This is a genomic window from Pseudomonas sp. LM13, from assembly GCF_041381355.1.
Taxonomy (GTDB): Bacteria; Pseudomonadota; Gammaproteobacteria; order Pseudomonadales; family Pseudomonadaceae; genus Stutzerimonas; species Stutzerimonas frequens.
Genome location: NZ_JACBXH010000017.1, coordinates 1 through 15,791, shown reverse-complemented (window position 1 = coordinate 15,791; position 15,791 = coordinate 1). Strand labels below are relative to the sequence as shown.

The following is a 15,791-nucleotide window of genomic DNA, read 5'->3' as shown; positions in this document are numbered from 1 at the left end:
GACTTCCTTGGTCTAGAGGATCGGCGGCGGGGCCGCCTTGCAGGCATGAAACGGGGATGGTCAGCGCGTGTGCAGGCGTGCCAGCGGCAGCAGGCCGCTTTGCCCGGTGAGGCGCTTGCCGGCGTGTGCCAGCGGTTGCTCTAGCAGCCAGCGACAGAGCATGGCGCTGCCCAGTGCCAGCAGCAGACCCAGCAGTGCGGTGCCCATTACCGCGCCCGGCCCGCTGATTGCGAGGTTTTGCATCAACAGCGCGGCCAGTCGCTGCATCGCTGGCAACAGCAGATAGAGCCCATAACCGAGCTGGCCCAGCCAGACCAGCAGCGGCGTGCTCATCGTCAGGCGACCGGTGAGCAGCACGAAGCCGGCCAGCGCCACGGCGTAGGTCAGCAGCTGCCGTGCCCAGGCCGCTTCGCCCTGCGACCAGCCAGCGAGAAAGATGACCGGCAGCACCAGCACGTAGGCTCGTCGCGTGTAGCGTGCGTATTCCCGGGCGCGGCGGCGGGCATAGCTACTGTCGGCATGCTGCGCCTCGTGCCGCAGGGAGGCGAACAGCATCAGCGACACCAGCAGCGGCAGCGTGACCGGCAATGCGCCATCCAGCAGCTGCCGGGCCAGCGCCAGCAGGAGCGAGCAGGCCAACAGCAGCAGAGCGGCACCGGCGCGCAGACTGACGCTGTGCAGCAGGCCGAGCTGATGCATCAACAGGCACAGCAGATAGAACAACAGGATCGGCGGCATCGCGCCGTAGGCGCTGGCGACCTCGAACGGGATGGCTTGCTTGGCTGCTGTCACCCCGGGCAGCCAGGCCGACGCCTCCGGCAGCAGCAGCGCCGTCAGCAGCGCGGCCAGCAGGTAAAGCGGCACCAGGCGCAGCAGACGGCGCACCACGAAGCCGCGTCCGCCGTCGCTGCTGACATGCAGGCTGGCCGGCACCACGAAGCCGCAGCCGAGCAAAAACCAGAGCGTCGCCAGCAGCCAGAGGTCTACGCCCAGGCCCGCCGTAGCGCCGTCAGCGGGTGCTAGCGGCAGGGCGTGCATGAGCAGCAGGAGTGCTGCGCCGCCGCGCAGCGCATCGACATGTGCCAACCGTTCCATGGTCTGCCTCGCTTGATGATTGAACGAACGAACCGGGGAGGGCGCTCAGGGCAGGCGCCGCTCGGATGACCAGGCAACCATCGGAGGCGGGCTGCGCTTGCCGGTCAGGGTCTGGTCGATGAGTTGCGAGACGATCTGTGCCGAGCGCTTCCAGGAGTAGCGCAGCACATTGCCTTCGCCCAGGGTGCGCAGGTCGTCGCGCAGCTGCGCATCGCGCAGCACATGGCCCATGCAGCGGGCGATGTCCTCGATGTCGAGCGGGTCGAAGTACAGCACGCTTTCGCCCAGCACCTCCGGTATCGATGCCGCCCGCGCCGCGATCACCGGACAGCCGCAGGCCTGAGCCTCCAGCGGTGGGATGCCGAAGCCTTCGTACAGCGACGGGAAGACGAAAGCCCGGGCACCCTGGTACTCACGCACCAGCTGCGCATCGTCGATGCGCCCGAGCAGGCGCACCCGGCCGTCATCGCTTACGCTGCAATCGGTGCCGGAGAACACCGAATGCGAATCGCCGACGATGTGCAGCTCGACGTCGTCGAAGCCCTCCAGGCTGAGGAATGCCGCGACCATGCGGGCGAAGTTCTTGTGCGCATTGGGCGAGGAAACCGCCAGCAGGTAGGGCTTGTCCCGCTCATTGGGCGCCTGCGGATCGGGCGGACGGAACGTCCGGGCGACGGCGTTGGGCACCACGCAGATCTTCTCGCTCGGGTAACCGTAGTAACCGGCGATTTCCCGGCGGGAAAAGTCGCTGACCGTGATCAGCGCCTTGATGCGTCTGAGCAGCAATGGCGTCAGCCCCTTGTAGAAACCGCGGAAGGCGCGTGAGTAGCTCTCCGGGTGGCGGACATAGGTAATGTCGTGATGGGTCGCGACCTGGTTGCGGTAGATCAGCGGCGCGGTGTTGCACAGCGAGACCAGCGGCGGCGAGCCGTTGCGCGCCAGCCACAGCGGCAAATCCAACTGTTCCCATAGATGGCCGCTGTGGCGACCGATGCAGCGCACCTGCAGGCGCTTGGCGCTGTCGTGCATGCGAATGTCGTGCGGGGCGACGAAGGTCAGGTCGTTGCGCGTCGCGCCCAGCTCCAGGCAGACCTGTTCGGCGAAGCGTTGTACGCCGCGGGTCTCCTGGGTGAGGAATCGTGCGTTGATGAAGATCATCTGGGTTCTCCTTGCGGGGGTACCAGGTATTCGGTTGGGAAGGTCAACCAGCGCGGGCGATGGGCATCCCTGCGACCGGCAATGTCACCGGCAGGCGATTCGCACGGGCGCCTCGATCCGCGGGCTGCCGCGTGTGCTCAGCCCTCGGTGGCGACGGCGCGCAGGCTGATGATCTTGGGAAAGCCGTCGAGCTTCACCGTGGTGCTGCAGGCGTCGTCACTGGCCGGGCAGCGCCATTCGTTGCCTGTGGTCACCCGTCCGTGGCGGGGTTGCGCGGTATCGATCATCGCCACGCGTCCGGTGATGCCCTCGTTGTTCTCGTTGCCGCGCAGCTCGACGGTCCTGGGCTTACCGGTGCTCCAGGCCACCAGCAGTTCGTCCTCGCCCCGGGCGAAGCGCAACATCACCACATCGTTCGCGGTGTTTTCCAGGCGGCCGAGGTAGGCATATCGGCTGACGATCTCGCTGATCGCGGCGAGCACCGGGTAGGCCGGTTTGGGCGTGAAATCCTGACGCACCAGGCCAAAGTTGTGCTCGCGCTCGGTCTTGTCGGTGCCGTCGTTGCGGAAGTCGTACCACCACATGCCCTTGATGTTCGGCAGCGTTCGGGCAAGGAAGAATGCCCGCGCCAGGTAGGCGGCCTGCAGGGTTTCTTCGATGCCGCACGCGCCCTGGTGCGAGGGCCAGGCCATCTCGGTCAGGTAGAGCGGCACCGGACGACCGGCGGCGCGGGTCAGTTCCTTGTCTACCTCGGCCATCCAGTCGATCCAGGCTTCCGGTGTATTGCGCCGCCAACCGCGGCAATGCACGTAGGGGTGCAGCGAGAGGCCGTCCACCGACTGCATCAGGCCGTTCTCCAGCAGGCGCAGAGCGAAGCCAGACTCGATGCCCTGGCTGGTCACGGCGCCGGCCAGCACGGTAGCAGCCGGGTCACGCTGGCGGATGATCCCTGCCGCGTCGGCGATGAGCCGGGCGTAGTCCTGGGTGAACGCCGGGTCGCGGGGGTCTTCCACGTCCCACTCGTTCCAGATCTCGTAATAGGCCACCTGGCCCTTGAGGCTCTCGGTAACGAAGTCGACATAGCGGTTGTACGCGGCCCGCACCGGCTCGCTTCTGGGCTTCTCGCCATCCCCGTGATGCTGGTTTCCATAACCGAGAATGAACTGGGTGCTGAGGCCATGTTGGGCGGTTTCCTTCAGGTAGCGCTGCCAGGACGGTTCGATCTTCAGCTGGTTCGGCTGGCGCTCGACATAGGCCCAGTGGGCATCGGTGCGCACCGAGGTGATGCCGGCGTCGCGCATCATGGCGTAGGCGCGACCGCTGGGGTCGCCCTTGTGCAGCTCATGGGCACAGACACCGACGACGAAGGGTTCGTCAACGGTTTGCGCCGTAATCGGGAACGAACAGCCGAGCAGACCGCCGTACAGTACGGCGTTGAGCAGGGTAGAGCGCATCGTCATGTGGATCATCCGTGAGGGTTGAGGCTCAGATCAGGCGTTGCAGTTCGGGCAGTCGCTGGGCGGCGAGGCCGTCGGCCGGCGACCGGGCCGGGGTCAGCACATGGGAGATCGCCAGGCCGAGGAACAGGGTGGCCGTGGTCACCTCCAGCACATCGGTGGCCCAGGCCACCAGACACAGGCAGAACACGATCGGTAGCAGCGCGTTGCGCCACCGCGATCCGCGCTCGTGCAGGCGCAGCATGAGCGGGAAGGCCAGCAGGTAGAGCAGCACGCCGAAGATCCCGAGCATCCCCCACAGATACAGCGCGGTGTTGTCGGCGATGCTCAGCAGCTCCAGCCCCGGTAGCGGATAGACCTGCCCGGCGCTGCCCACCGTGCCGAAGCCGGCGCCCCACCAGCCCCAGCCTTCACGGGTGATGACGCCGATGAAGTTCGGCCAGCTGTTGATCAGCCGGTCGGCGAACGAGGCGAGCAAGGTGCCATTATTGGCCGCATTGGGGTCCAGGCTCAGCACCAGGCTGGCCATCGGCAGCATCAGGCCGACCAGCACTGCGACGAGAAAAGCCGTGGCGCTGGCAAAACGATATGCGGTGACGACCAGCATCAGCAGGGTCAGCACATAGGCCGCCGCGGTGGACTTGTTGGTGGTCAGCACGATGCCGATCAGCGCGGCGACATACAGCATCAGCCGCAGCAGCCGCGAGTGGGTGAACGCGGCGATGAACAGGCTGTAGATCGCGATCATCACCGACAGCGCCGTGGACATGCGGGCGAAACCGCCGATGCGGTCGATGTCGTCGAACGCCCAGGAGCGGTTGGCGCTCAGTTCCACCTCGCCGACCATGTAGCTGTAGCCCTTCCACGGCACGCTGGTGAGCAGGTCCAGGGCGATACCGACGAACGAGGCGATCAGGCAGAAGCCGATGATTCGTCGCAGCAGCCCGAGCCGCAGCTCAAGGTGCCGGCCGCAGATCAGGCCGAACAGCAGGGGGATGTAGATGAACAGGCTGAAGCCGATGTTGTGCAGCTCCGCCCCATGCATCAGCGCCAGCTGGCTGGACGTCACCAGGCCGAGCAGCACCAGCCAGAACAGTGGCCAGCCGCGATAGCGCAGCAGTTCCAGGCTCAGCGCCGCCAGACAGGCAATCTTGGGCAGGTACAGCAGCCAGGAGATCCCGGCCATGTCGAAGTAGTAGCGCAGGGCGCCGGAGAAGGTTTCAGTCAGCAGCAGCGAGGCGACGACCAGCGTCAACAGGGTCGGCTTGTCGAAGGCCAACGGATTCGAGTCGCGTGGTCGCGGGGTGATCAGCAGGCTCTGGTTCATGGTGGTTTCTCGTTCCCTGAAGCGTCTCGTGCAGGATCGATTGATAGCGGTCCAGCATGCGTTCCATATCCAGCAGTGGCAGCACGCTGGCGCGGGCCTGGCTGGCAAGGCGGTGGCGTAGGGTGCCGTCGATGTACAGCCAGAGCATGGCGATCCCGAGCGAATCCGGATCGTCGGGCGAGCAGAGCAGGCCGTTGTGTCCGTCGCGGATGATCTCGGGCAGCCCGCCCATGTCGCTGGCGATCACCGGCAGCTGATTGGCGCAGCCCTCGACGGCCACCAGGCCGAATGGCTCGGCCCACAACGAAGGCACCACCAGCACGTCGATGCTCTGCATGAACTCGTCGCGGTCGCAGTAGCCGAGAAAGCTCACCTTGGCCGGGTCGGCCATGGCCTTGAGGCGGGCCTCGTAGTCCAGCTTGCCGCGCCCGGCGATATCCAGCCGTGCATCGATTCCCAGGCGCTGGAACTGCGTGATCAGCCAGCCAACACCCTTGTTCTCCGAAAGCGTGCCGATGTAGCCGAAGCGCAGCGGATGTCCGCTGCGTGATTTGAGTCGGCTGCCCATGCCGGTCTCGGCCGGTGTGCAGTTGTGCACCACATGCTGGCGAGCGCGGCTGAAGTAACCCTGGGCGGTGATGCGTTCGAGAATGAAGCGGCTTACACCGATCACGGCCGAGACCTGCGTCGAAGCGCGGGCGTGGCCGAGGCGGAACGTCGAGCACAGGCCACACTGGCGCTGGCAGCTCCTGCCGTGGTTGAACATGGTGTCCTTGGGGCAGAGCAGATACAGGTCGTGCAGCACCTGGACGATGGGCAGGCCCGCGGCGCTGATCTCGTCCCAGGCGGAAATCGACCAACCGGTGAGGTTGTTGCTGACGACGATGTCCGGCTGCTCGCGCTCGATCACATCGCGCACGTGGCGGCGCATCTCGCCGTTGTAGCGGTCGCGGTAGTGCCAGCCGAGTCGGGCCAGGCGGCTCGGGCGTTGCTGGGTGTAGTGCCAGTAGAAATTGGCCAGCCCGGCACGATAGACGCGCACCTGGTTCTGGGTTTGCGAATGCAGGCCGGCATCCGGGCCGGTCGCCAGTACGACCACCTCACAGCCACGCCGCTGCAAGCCTTCGGCGAGGTGGCGCAGCATGACTTCAGCGCCACCGCCTACATGCGGCGGGTAGAACGCGTTGAGCAATAGGATCTTCATGGTTTGGCTCGCTGTCTGGGCCTGTAAGGCCGTGCGGGTTCAGCGAGAACCCGCCTGATCTCAGGCATGGCACTGGAGGTAGCGGTTGGGCACCCGTACCTTCTGTTCTCGCTGCAGCAGGTTGAGCAGGATGATCGAGCGCTCCTCGCCGTCGCTGGCGACGAAGATGGCTTCGATATCAGCGAAGCTGCCACCGCAGACCTGGACCCGCTCGCCCGGCTTGAAGGTCAGGTTCGTCGGGCGTTCGTCCCGGGCCAGGCGTTGTCGCAACTGCTCGATCAGCTCGTCGCGTACCGGCGTCGGCTGGCCGCCGAAGGTCACTACGCGGCTCACGCCACGCGTCGAGCGGATCGGGTACCAGTTGTCATGTGTGCAATCGAGGCGGATGAACAGGTAACCCGGAAACAGCGCCTCGCCGTTTCGGCCGGGCGCCGAGCCACGGCTGGTCGAGGGCGCCTTGAGCGGCCGATAGCACTCGAAGTGCTGGCGCAGCAGGTGTTCCTCGGCGCGAGCCTCCTGTCGCGGCTTGGTCTGGATCAGGTACCAGCGTGCGGTTGTGGCGGTGGTCATGAAGGTGTCCTTCCCTTGTCGACGTTTCCGTATTCCTACGGCCAATAGCGGTCATGCCGGCATCAGCGTTGCTCGTTTCTCGTGGCCTTCCACCACGCTGAAACGCAGCAGCAGGCCCTTCAGTTGTTCGCGGCTGTTGAACATCATCACGTCGATGATCGACAGCGACGGCACGAATGCATGCTTGAGCTGGGGGTAGACGACGTCATCGTCCATGCGCAGGAAGCGCAGCAGCAGCCCCTCGGCGCGAAAGCGGGCGGGGCAGTACAGCTCCATGCCGCCGATGGGGTTGAGGTAGAGCTCGCCATCCATGCGATGGGTGATCTGGATGACGCGCTCCTGCATGTCCATCCTTGCCGGCAGATCGAGGCTGGAGCCGCGGTAGATCGGTGTGCGGATATCCAGATAGGCACACAGCCGGCGCAGCGAATGCTCGGTAAACGTCGCCAGGTTGCGCTCGGGGCATTCGAGGATGCTCTGGATCAGCGGCAGCACCGTGTCGCGCTGCGGCGCCCTGGCATAGCTGCGCTCGAGCGTCTTCATCAGAGCCGCGGCTTCCTTGTCGAAGTCATCGCACAGCCAGCGTTGGTTGATGCGCTCGGTCTGATGGCCCTTGCGTAGCGGGAAGGTGATCAGCTTGGGCTGACCGTTGACCAGTATCCGGTTGCGGTTCATCCATGAGCCCTTCACGTATTGCAGGTCGTCGCCCAGCACGAATACGTCGCTGAGGGCGATCAACTGAAAATAGCCCAGATAGGGAAAAAGGTAGGGCTGCATCATCGAGACGGTTCTGAGCATGGCGCACCTCCGTGTCTGCATTCAGGCTTTCTGGGTGGTGTAGGTGTAATAGCCATAGGCGCCGCTGTCGTACGGCGAAGTGGAGGCCTTGCGTTTCACCGCGTTGAGGATCACGCCCTTGAGCAGCACGCCGTTCTGCGCCAGACGGCGCTTGGAGGCATCGATCTGCGAGCCGGTGCTGAGACCGAAGCGGGCCACCAGCAGATTGGTGCCGGCCTGCTGCGCCACCAGTACCGCATCGGTGACAGCCAGCACCGGCGGCGTGTCGATGATGATGAAGTCGTAGAGCTTTTCCGCCTCCTTGAGCAGCCGCGAGAAGTTCTCGTGCATGAGCAGTTCGGACGGGTTCGGCGCGGAGAATCCGGCAGAGATGAAATGCAGGTTCTTCAGCTCGGTACGGTTGATGATCGCCGCCAGGTCGAGGCCGCCTGCCAATGCATCCGACAGGCCGTTGCGCGGCGTCATGCCGAACAGCGTGTGCAGGTAGCCGCGGCGCATGTCGCCATCGATCAGCAGCACGCGCTGGCCGGTCTGGGCGATGACCGCGGCGAGGTTGCTGGAGACGAACGACTTGCCCACCGAGGGCGTCGGGCTGGTGATCATCAGCACCTTGTTGCGTGCCTCGAGCATGGCGAACTTGAGGCTGGTGCGCAGGCTGCGCAGCGATTCGACGGCCAGGTCGGTCGGCTCGCTGATGCTGAGCAGGCGGGTCTTGCCATCGCGTGTCTTGCGCCGCCGGTTCAGCTGCTCCTGCGAGGCGCTGTAGGGCAGGCCGGCGTACACCGGTACGCCGAGCTTCTCGATCACGTCCGGGCTTTCCACGCCACGGTAGAACGCCTGGCGCAGCAGGATCACCGCCGCCGAGACCAGCAGGCCGACGAAGAGGGCGAGCGCCACCACCAGCGGGCGAACCGGCTTGGACGGCTTCTCGATCATCGAGTAGGCGTTGTCGATGATACGTACGTTGCCAATGGTGCCGGCGCGGAGGATGTCCTGCTCCTGCGCCTGGTTCATCAGCAGCGTATAGGTCTGGGTCGTGACTTCCATGTCACGTTTGAGGCGCAGCAACTCCTGCTGCGTCATGGGCAAGGCGTCGACCTTCTTCAACAGCTGCGCCTTCTGTGCCTGCAGCTCGTTCATCTGGGTCATCAGCGTGCGGTAGGTCGGGTGCTCGCGGGTATAGAGACGGTCGTAGTCGACCCGCTTGAGCGTCAGCTCCGACAGCTGGGTCTCCAGCGCGACGATCTGGTCCAGCACGCCCTTGGTCTCGATGCTGATGTCCACCGACTTGGAGCTGGTCTGGTAGTCGTGCAATGCGGCTTCGGCCTTTTCCAGCTCCTTGCGCACCTGGGGCAGCTGCGAGCGCAGGAAGTCCAACCGCTGGGCCGCCTCGGCGGAGCTGCGCTGGATGTTCTGCTGGACGTACAGACGGCTGATCTCGTCCAGCACACGGCTGGCCAGCTGCGGGTCCGGATCTTCCAGCGACATGTAGATGATGCCGGAGTCCTTGCCGGCCTCGCCGACCTTCAGGCGATCCTGGTAATCCAGAGCGGTGGTCTGCGGGCGATTCCTGAGCAGGACGAATTCGGTGCCCGGGCGTGCCTGCAGTTCGGCGATCTGCACCTTGAAACCCTGGCTTTCGATGGCCTGGTTGACCTGGCCACGCAGGATCAGTTGCTGCTCGTCGTCATACAGACCGAAGTTGCCGATGGTCCCGGCCACCAGCGTCAGCTCCATGCCCAGGTAGTCTTCCGGAACGTCGAGCTGGAACACATCGAGCTTCTCGCCACCCCAGGCATAGCCGGTCAGACCGAACAGCGGTGCGGCCAGTGCACCATCGGTTGCCGGGTCATGCCGGCGCGCCATGAAGGCGCCAATCAGCGGGAAATGGCGGGGCCTGGCGACGATGTACAGCTTCAGTTCCTCGACCGCTCTGCCCAGCACGGCGCGGGATTTGAGCAACGAGATCTCGGTGACCGCCTGGGAAACCGAGTCGGGGCGCGGCACGACCTCCGGTACGCCGGTGATGGCGGCCTTCTTCGGCTCGATCTGGATCATCGCGGTGGCCTGGTAGATCGGCGTGGCGATGAGGGCGTAGACGATACCCAAGGCGGTGAACAGCCCGGTGATGGCGATGATCAGCGCCTTGTGGTCGTAGGCGGTGCGCATGATGCCGGCCAGGTCGATGCGGTTGTCGGCATCATATTCCAGCGAAGATCGGGTCAAGGCAGTCATTGGGAGTCCTTCCTCATGGTGCGTTGTTTCGAGAGTTGCGGGGCTGGGTATCAGCTTCTGGCCAGGCGGGGGCTCAATCGGCGCAGCAGATTGAGGCTGATGTTCTGTGCGATGGTCGAGAGCGCCTGGAGCTTGCTGAACGGCGAGACCAGCGCGAGACACTCACCGAACACCTGGATCAGGAAGTACTCGTACAGCTCGCGATTGCCGATGCGGTTGTAGTAGCGCGCCAGGGAATAGTGCGCGTGCATGGCCATCTGGATGCGCTGCTTGCTTGGCCGCATGGAGAAGATTCCGCCTTCGTGCACGCGATAGGCAGCTGGGCTGATGCCGTCCATGAACTTGCCCTTGCCGTAGGCGCCGAGCAGCGACCACCAGCAGATATCCAGCACCTCCACGCCGAGCAGCTCCGGCGGCAGTTCCTGAATCAGGTTGCGAAAACACACCGTCAACGTCGAGAGCGGGCGGCCCCGCATCAACTCGAGGGCACTGGCGTCCCGGCGCAGCTTTCCGGTGAGCTGCGGGCTCTGGATGATGCCCTTGCTGTTGAACATGAACGCATCGTGGAAGGTGATGACGTAGTCGCGGTGCTGTTCGAGAAAATCCACCTGCTGCTGCAGCTTGCTCGGGTCGGTCCAGTAGTCGTCGCCTTCGCAGTAAGCGATGTACTTGCCGGCTGCGCGAGCGAACAGACGGGTACTGAACGGCACGCCCAGACTGAACTGGTTCTGGGTCTGGTAGATCGGCTTGATGATGGCCGGATAGCGCGCCACGTAGTCGGCAATGATCGCGGCCGTGGTGTCGGTCGAGGCGTCGTCATGGACGATCACCTCGAAAGGGAAGTCCGTTTCCTGCTGGAGGAAGCTTTCCAGCGTCTTCCTGATAAAGGATGCGTGGTTGTACGCCAGGCAGACGATGCTCAGCAGCGGCTCGGTCCGGCCGCCCCAGCGTTCAATCAAGGCTTGCTCGCTCTTCAATTCCATTTTTGGATGCTCGCTTGGTGATGAGTAGATGAAGCTTGAGTAGCAAGGACTTCGAGCTGACGAGGACCAGCAACAGGCAGACTGCCCCGCTTGTGGCCAGTGCCAGCAGAATGTCGAAGCGGTTGTCGCTGACGAGCGCTGCGAACAGGGGCTCGCCCAGGGCCAGACCGAGTGCGGTCATGGCGCTGATGCGCAGCATTTCGCCGATCCAGATGCCGTGCAGCCTGGGTGCGAAGCGTCGATGCACAACCGGCGGCCAGATCAGGAAGGTCGCCAGCCGCAAAAAGAACCACGCCAGCGCCGCGCCATAGGCGCCGTGCATCAGGGCTGCGTAGACCACGATCGGCATGCTGATGGCTGTCGAAATGACGCTGTACCAGATGTGCAGCCGTAGCTGGCCATAGGCGTACTGCAGGTAGAACTGGAACGCGCCCACCGCCATCAGCGCGCTGCCCGGCACATACCAGAACAGCATGCGCTCGCTCCACTGGGCCGCAGCCTGGTCGCCGGTCCAGGCGAATATCAGCGCCTGCCCGTGCCAGGCGATCACCGCGGCCAGCGGAAACAGCACGCTGCAGACGAAGCGACTGGCATTCAGGTAGAGCCGCTCCATGTCGGCGATCCGTCCCTCGGCCACGAGCATGGTCATGCGCGGCAGCAGGGTCTGCACCAGCGGGTTGGTCAGCGTCATGATGCCGGTGGTGATCAGCGCCACCAGCGAGAAATAGCCGTACTCCTTGAGCAGCAGCACCTTGGACAGCAGCACTTTGTCCAGCTGGGTCAGAGCGATCCAGAGCAGCGAGGTGAAGAACATGCCGCCGGCGAACGGCAGCACCGGCCGGACGACCTGCCAATCGATGCCCGTCAGCAGCCGCGGAGCGGTCAGCTGAACGTAGGCCTTGCTGGCGAAGGCGAGCGTCTCCACCAGCGCAACGGCAGCCTGAAACAAGAAGAAGTCCAGCGGATCCTGCGAGACGAAGGCAACCAGAACCAGCCCGCCGAAGTAGCGCAGCGTGGCGATCAGCATGTTCGCCGCATTCAGCCAGCCATGCAGCTCGACCCCTTGCAGGCCGCTCTTGTACAGCGTTGCATACAGACGCAAGCCGACCATCAGGCCCATCAGGCTTATGCAGTTTCCGATGGTCCCGGTGCTGAGTTCGCGTGCTTGCAACCAGGTATCGGCGATCCAGCCGCTGCTCAGATAGATCGCCACGCAGGTCGCCACTGCAATCGGTAGCAGCATCAGCTCGAACGAGCGCAGCAGGCGCCCGGCCGGCCCGGGACCCGCGGGCAGATCACCCTGGCCGCGATAGTGCGCCACCTGCCGCACCAGTGCCGGCGACATCCCCGCATCGAGCAGCTGCAGCCAGGCCTGCAGCACGGCGAAGAAGCCGATCAGCCCGTACGCCTCCGCGCCCAGGTGGCCCAGGTAGAACGGCAGGATCAGGATGCCGATCAGCAGGGCGTAAGCCTGGCCGAGGTAATTCAGGCCGGTGTTGCGGATAACCGATAGCCGCTTGGGATCTGACATGAGTCGTGGTCGCCCTCATCACTCAGGAGATGTGCTTGTAATCGGGCGCAGGCATGCGTTCGATGCCGAGCATCCCGAAGGCATCCACGAATGGCTGGAACAGCGTCCGGCTCGACTCCGTGCTATGGATCGACTCCTGGATCAGCGTCTGTATGACCTTGTCCTGCACCTTGCGCGGCAGGCCGGGATAGATCGGCAGGCACAGCACCCGACGACTCAGCGAGCGGGAGTTCGGCTGCGGCTCCTGGGGCTGCAAGTGCTCGAGCGTGTCCAGCGAGGGATAGAAGTAGCGACGCGGATTGATGCCGTTTTCGTTCAACTGAGTCCGGCAGCTCAGCAGTTGGCCTTCGTTGGCCAGCGCAACGGGAAAGTAGCTGTAGTTGCATTGGGAGTCGGCCTGCGCCCTCTGCAGGTCGAAGTGGCCGCCGAGGCGTCGCTCGTAGCGATGGCCGATCTCCGCGCGGCACTCGAGAATCAGCTCGATATCGTCGAGTACGCACATGCCCATCGCCGCGGAAAATTCGTTCAGCTTGGCATTGATGCCGATACCGTCGATCTGGTCGGTATCGACGATGCCGAAGTTGCAGAGCAGGCGGATGCGCTCGGCCAGGTCGTCATCGTTGGTGACGATCGCGCCACCCTCGATGGTGTGGAACAGCTTGGTCGCGTGGAAACTCAGGGTGCTGATGTCGCCCCATTCGTAAACCGAGCGACCCTGGTGCCGGACGCCGAAGGCATGGGCACCATCGTAGATCACCTTGAGGCCGTGTCTGCGTGCGATCTGCTCGATGCGTTCTACATCGCAGGGGTTGCCGAATACATGGGTAGCGACGATGGCCGATGTATCGGCCTCGATATGCCGTTCGATCTGCGCCGGGTCGAGGTTCCAGGTCGCCGGATCGATATCGGCGAAGATCGGCCGTATACCTTCCCATTGCAGCGAGCTGGTGGTGGCGACGAAGCTGAACGGCGTTGTGATTGCGCTGCCGGTGATGGCGAGCGCGCGGTAGGCGATCTGCAGGGCGATGGTGCCATTGTTGGTCAGGATGATGTTCCGGACGCCGAGGTAGTCCTTGAGCCGCTGCTCGAGCGCTGTCACCAACGGCCCGTGGTTGGTGAGCCAGCCGGTGTTGTAGATCCTGTCCACATACGCCTTGAACTTGTTCTTGCTGCCCAGGTAGGACTTGGTCACGTTGATCATGGTGATTTCCTTATCGAGTGGTTCGCTTGCCGGGACCGCAGGCGGAGGAGGGCAAGCGGACGGATGGGCTGGCTCAGGCGGCCTGGTGTTCACCGATCACGCTGGCGCGTGCAGCCCGGCGCTGGGTTCGCTTGAGGATCATGCGGGTCAGCAGGCTCCCTGCATGCGGATCGCCGTAGTGGAAGATGGCGGTCGCACGCAGCTTCGCCGGATCGCAGGGTTCATTGGCGTGCAGGGATCGGTAGCCCCAGAACAGATACAGATTGCCCGGCACCAGTTGCAGGCGCTGGGGCTTGAGCAGGCCGATGGTGATCGCCCGGGTGATGAGCCGGCGACTCAAGCGGTTCTGCAGTAGCGCTTTCTCCACCACGTTGAACAGCGTCAACCGGCGGATCGTCCGGAGATTGGGAAACAGCAGCAGATCGCCACGTTCCTCGCCGTCCTGCGGAATCTCTACGGGCAACAGTGCGGTCACCAGCGAGGCATCGAAGTGAAAGCAGTTCGACTCCTTGCGCCCGGTCCGTCCCTGCACGCAGCGCATCACCATGTAGATGCGATCGCTATAGGCGGCCTGACCGGCACCGGCGCGGTAGGTATCGGCGAGCAACTTCTGGAACTCCGGCGCGTTGCCCAGTTCTGCGACCAGCGAGTCCGCGACAGGCTCGCTATCGTGGTGAGCGAAGTATTCACCATGATGACGGCGGGCCTGCTCATACACCTGCTCGCGCAGTTGATGCAATTGGAACTTGTCCAGAAAGTTGTGCAGACAGGCAAATCCGTTCTGGTTTATCTGCGAAACAATGTGAGCCTGATCCTGATCTTCAAAGTTATAGAGAATGGATGACACGGTCGTTCTCCCTGCGCGATTTGGCTAGGTGAGGCGGTGCTGGGAAGGCTGGTGAAATGCAGATGCGGCACCGGTTCGAGTATTGGGCAGTTACTGCAAAGATGCTGTAGCGGAACGACGTACTTACGAACAACAGATTTGATTTAAATCACTTTCAAATAATCGAAAGACAAAGCTACCGCCATCGACATCAATAGTCGCGTTCAGCGATTTAATTATTTGTCGATTGCCTGTGGCAGGGCTGGCCGCAACCTGGATGGGGCGGTACTCGGCGCTATCGGGCAAAGCTACCGCGCACCGGAACACTTTCCAGTGACTACAACAAATTCGAAAGGCCAGAAAAACCCTCGCACTTCTAAAGAATAGAAGCGCTACTAAACAGGCAGGGGGTTTAAATCTTTTGTCGCAAAAGTTGACCTGTCCGGTTGGTCTTTAACTGCTGTGCGGCGTGTTACTCCCTGTCGCGAATAGATATCCGCCATAATGTGATCGAAGTCAAGTTAGGGAGCCAAAAAAATGGTCTGGATGGACGGCGCTTCATGGCAGCGTAGCTAACTAATTGATTTACCAGCAGAGGCGGTTTAGTTCGCTGGCTTCCGGTGCCATCATGCGTGGCTATAAATCCGCCGCTAATTATCCCTTGCCTGAATAAGTCGACAGGCAGGATTACTGACTGCGCGCTTTCGCGCTTATAGAGTCTCGATTTATTACTGGGCGTGATATTTGAGGGAGAAGAATTAAATCGGCGGCGGCAAAAACTGAGTGCAACACCTGACCTTTCCGGTACGGTGCTGCCCCTATGGATGGTCTGAAGTAGCCCGGCATTTTCGCAGCCATTTCGCGAATGCGATTTTTAATTCGCCAGATGATCAAAAATCAATCAATTCGGCGGGTATTTCATGCGTTTCTCGCCACCGAGATCTCACTCGGGCGGCCATTTTTCGCATTACAGGCGCACCTCTCCTGCATTCGTCAGTAAATGTCGGCGCGCCATCCACAGATTCGACAGGGCGAACAGCGTCACCAATTGCGCGGTGTTCTTGGCTAAACCACGGAAGCGCGTCTTCACGTAGCCAAACTGGCGCTTGATTACCCTGAACGGGTGCTCGACCTTGGCGCGCACCTGGGCCTTGGCCTTCTCGATTTTGCGCTTGGCTTTGTACAGCACGCTGCGCTTATCCAGTTTCTTGTAGGTGCTGCGACGTGACGCCACCTGCCAGATGACCTCACGTCCTTCATGCTCAGGGCGCTTCTCGACGCCGGTGTAACCGGCATCGGCGCAGACCACGTTTTCATCGCCATGCAGCAGCTTGTCGACCTGCGTGACATCCGCCACGTTGGCCGCCGTGCCCACTACGCTGTGCACCAGGCCCGACTCGCCATCT

The 15,791-nt window shown here is 63.2% G+C and carries 13 protein-coding genes; all 13 read right to left on the bottom strand.

Annotated elements, in window-relative coordinates; genetic code table 11:
• Positions 1-60: 60 nt before the first annotated feature.
• Positions 61-1,095, bottom strand: a complete 1,035-nt coding sequence (locus HZR81_RS12405) for an acyltransferase (RefSeq protein WP_500128253.1) — start codon at positions 1,093-1,095, stop codon at positions 61-63.
• 45 nt (positions 1,096-1,140) lie between these two features.
• Entirely contained in the window at positions 1,141-2,253 is a 1,113-nt protein-coding gene (locus HZR81_RS12400) for a glycosyltransferase family 4 protein (protein WP_500128252.1), read from the bottom strand.
• 137 nt (positions 2,254-2,390) lie between these two features.
• A complete protein-coding gene (locus HZR81_RS12395; protein WP_500128251.1) occupies positions 2,391-3,713 on the bottom strand; it encodes a hypothetical protein in 1,323 nt (440 codons plus the stop codon).
• Positions 3,714-3,738: 25 nt separating this feature from the next.
• Positions 3,739-5,037, bottom strand: a complete 1,299-nt coding sequence (locus HZR81_RS12390) for a hypothetical protein (protein WP_500128250.1) — start codon at positions 5,035-5,037, stop codon at positions 3,739-3,741.
• Positions 4,931-6,241: a glycosyltransferase family 4 protein gene (locus tag HZR81_RS12385; RefSeq protein ID WP_500128249.1), complete on the bottom strand. Its 1,311-nt coding sequence runs from the start codon at positions 6,239-6,241 to the stop codon at positions 4,931-4,933. Before HZR81_RS12385 ends, HZR81_RS12390 begins: the two co-directional genes overlap by 107 nt.
• A gap of 60 nt (positions 6,242-6,301) precedes the next feature.
• Positions 6,302-6,811: a transcription/translation regulatory transformer protein RfaH gene (gene rfaH / locus HZR81_RS12380; protein ID WP_063543562.1), complete on the bottom strand. Its 510-nt coding sequence runs from the start codon at positions 6,809-6,811 to the stop codon at positions 6,302-6,304.
• Positions 6,812-6,862: 51 nt separating this feature from the next.
• Positions 6,863-7,609: a WbqC family protein gene (locus HZR81_RS12375; RefSeq protein WP_102841382.1), complete on the bottom strand. Its 747-nt coding sequence runs from the start codon at positions 7,607-7,609 to the stop codon at positions 6,863-6,865.
• A 21-nt stretch (positions 7,610-7,630) separates the two neighbouring features.
• Positions 7,631-9,844, bottom strand: a complete 2,214-nt coding sequence (locus HZR81_RS12370) for a polysaccharide biosynthesis tyrosine autokinase (RefSeq protein WP_500128248.1) — start codon at positions 9,842-9,844, stop codon at positions 7,631-7,633.
• Between the two features lie 50 nt (positions 9,845-9,894).
• The gene (locus tag HZR81_RS12365; RefSeq protein WP_500128247.1) at positions 9,895-10,827 is read right to left on the bottom strand and encodes a glycosyltransferase family 2 protein; all 933 of its coding nucleotides are present in this window, start codon (positions 10,825-10,827) and stop codon (positions 9,895-9,897) included.
• Positions 10,796-12,358, bottom strand: coding sequence for a lipopolysaccharide biosynthesis protein (locus HZR81_RS12360; RefSeq protein WP_500128246.1), 1,563 nt, complete (start codon positions 12,356-12,358; stop codon positions 10,796-10,798). Before HZR81_RS12360 ends, HZR81_RS12365 begins: the two co-directional genes overlap by 32 nt.
• Before the next feature lie 22 nt (positions 12,359-12,380).
• A complete protein-coding gene (locus tag HZR81_RS12355; protein WP_102841379.1) occupies positions 12,381-13,559 on the bottom strand; it encodes a DegT/DnrJ/EryC1/StrS family aminotransferase in 1,179 nt (392 codons plus the stop codon).
• A gap of 73 nt (positions 13,560-13,632) precedes the next feature.
• Positions 13,633-14,406: a hypothetical protein gene (locus HZR81_RS12350; protein ID WP_102841378.1), complete on the bottom strand. Its 774-nt coding sequence runs from the start codon at positions 14,404-14,406 to the stop codon at positions 13,633-13,635.
• Between the two features lie 946 nt (positions 14,407-15,352).
• A partial coding sequence (locus HZR81_RS12345; RefSeq protein ID WP_500128244.1) for a transposase occupies positions 15,353-15,791 on the bottom strand: 439 nt, incomplete at its 5' end.

Coding starts and splice junctions, on each gene's coding strand:
- HZR81_RS12370 (WP_500128248.1), bottom strand. CDS start 9,844: ATGACTGCCTTGACCCGATCTTCGCTGGAATATGATGCCGACAACCGC.
- HZR81_RS12365 (WP_500128247.1), bottom strand. CDS start 10,827: ATGGAATTGAAGAGCGAGCAAGCCTTGATTGAACGCTGGGGCGGCCGG.
- HZR81_RS12375 (WP_102841382.1), bottom strand. CDS start 7,609: ATGCTCAGAACCGTCTCGATGATGCAGCCCTACCTTTTTCCCTATCTG.
- HZR81_RS12355 (WP_102841379.1), bottom strand. CDS start 13,559: ATGATCAACGTGACCAAGTCCTACCTGGGCAGCAAGAACAAGTTCAAG.
- rfaH (WP_063543562.1), bottom strand. CDS start 6,811: ATGACCACCGCCACAACCGCACGCTGGTACCTGATCCAGACCAAGCCG.
- HZR81_RS12390 (WP_500128250.1), bottom strand. CDS start 5,037: ATGAACCAGAGCCTGCTGATCACCCCGCGACCACGCGACTCGAATCCG.
- HZR81_RS12405 (WP_500128253.1), bottom strand. CDS start 1,095: ATGGAACGGTTGGCACATGTCGATGCGCTGCGCGGCGGCGCAGCACTC.
- HZR81_RS12400 (WP_500128252.1), bottom strand. CDS start 2,253: ATGATCTTCATCAACGCACGATTCCTCACCCAGGAGACCCGCGGCGTA.
- HZR81_RS12395 (WP_500128251.1), bottom strand. CDS start 3,713: ATGACGATGCGCTCTACCCTGCTCAACGCCGTACTGTACGGCGGTCTG.
- HZR81_RS12360 (WP_500128246.1), bottom strand. CDS start 12,358: ATGTCAGATCCCAAGCGGCTATCGGTTATCCGCAACACCGGCCTGAAT.
- HZR81_RS12385 (WP_500128249.1), bottom strand. CDS start 6,241: ATGAAGATCCTATTGCTCAACGCGTTCTACCCGCCGCATGTAGGCGGT.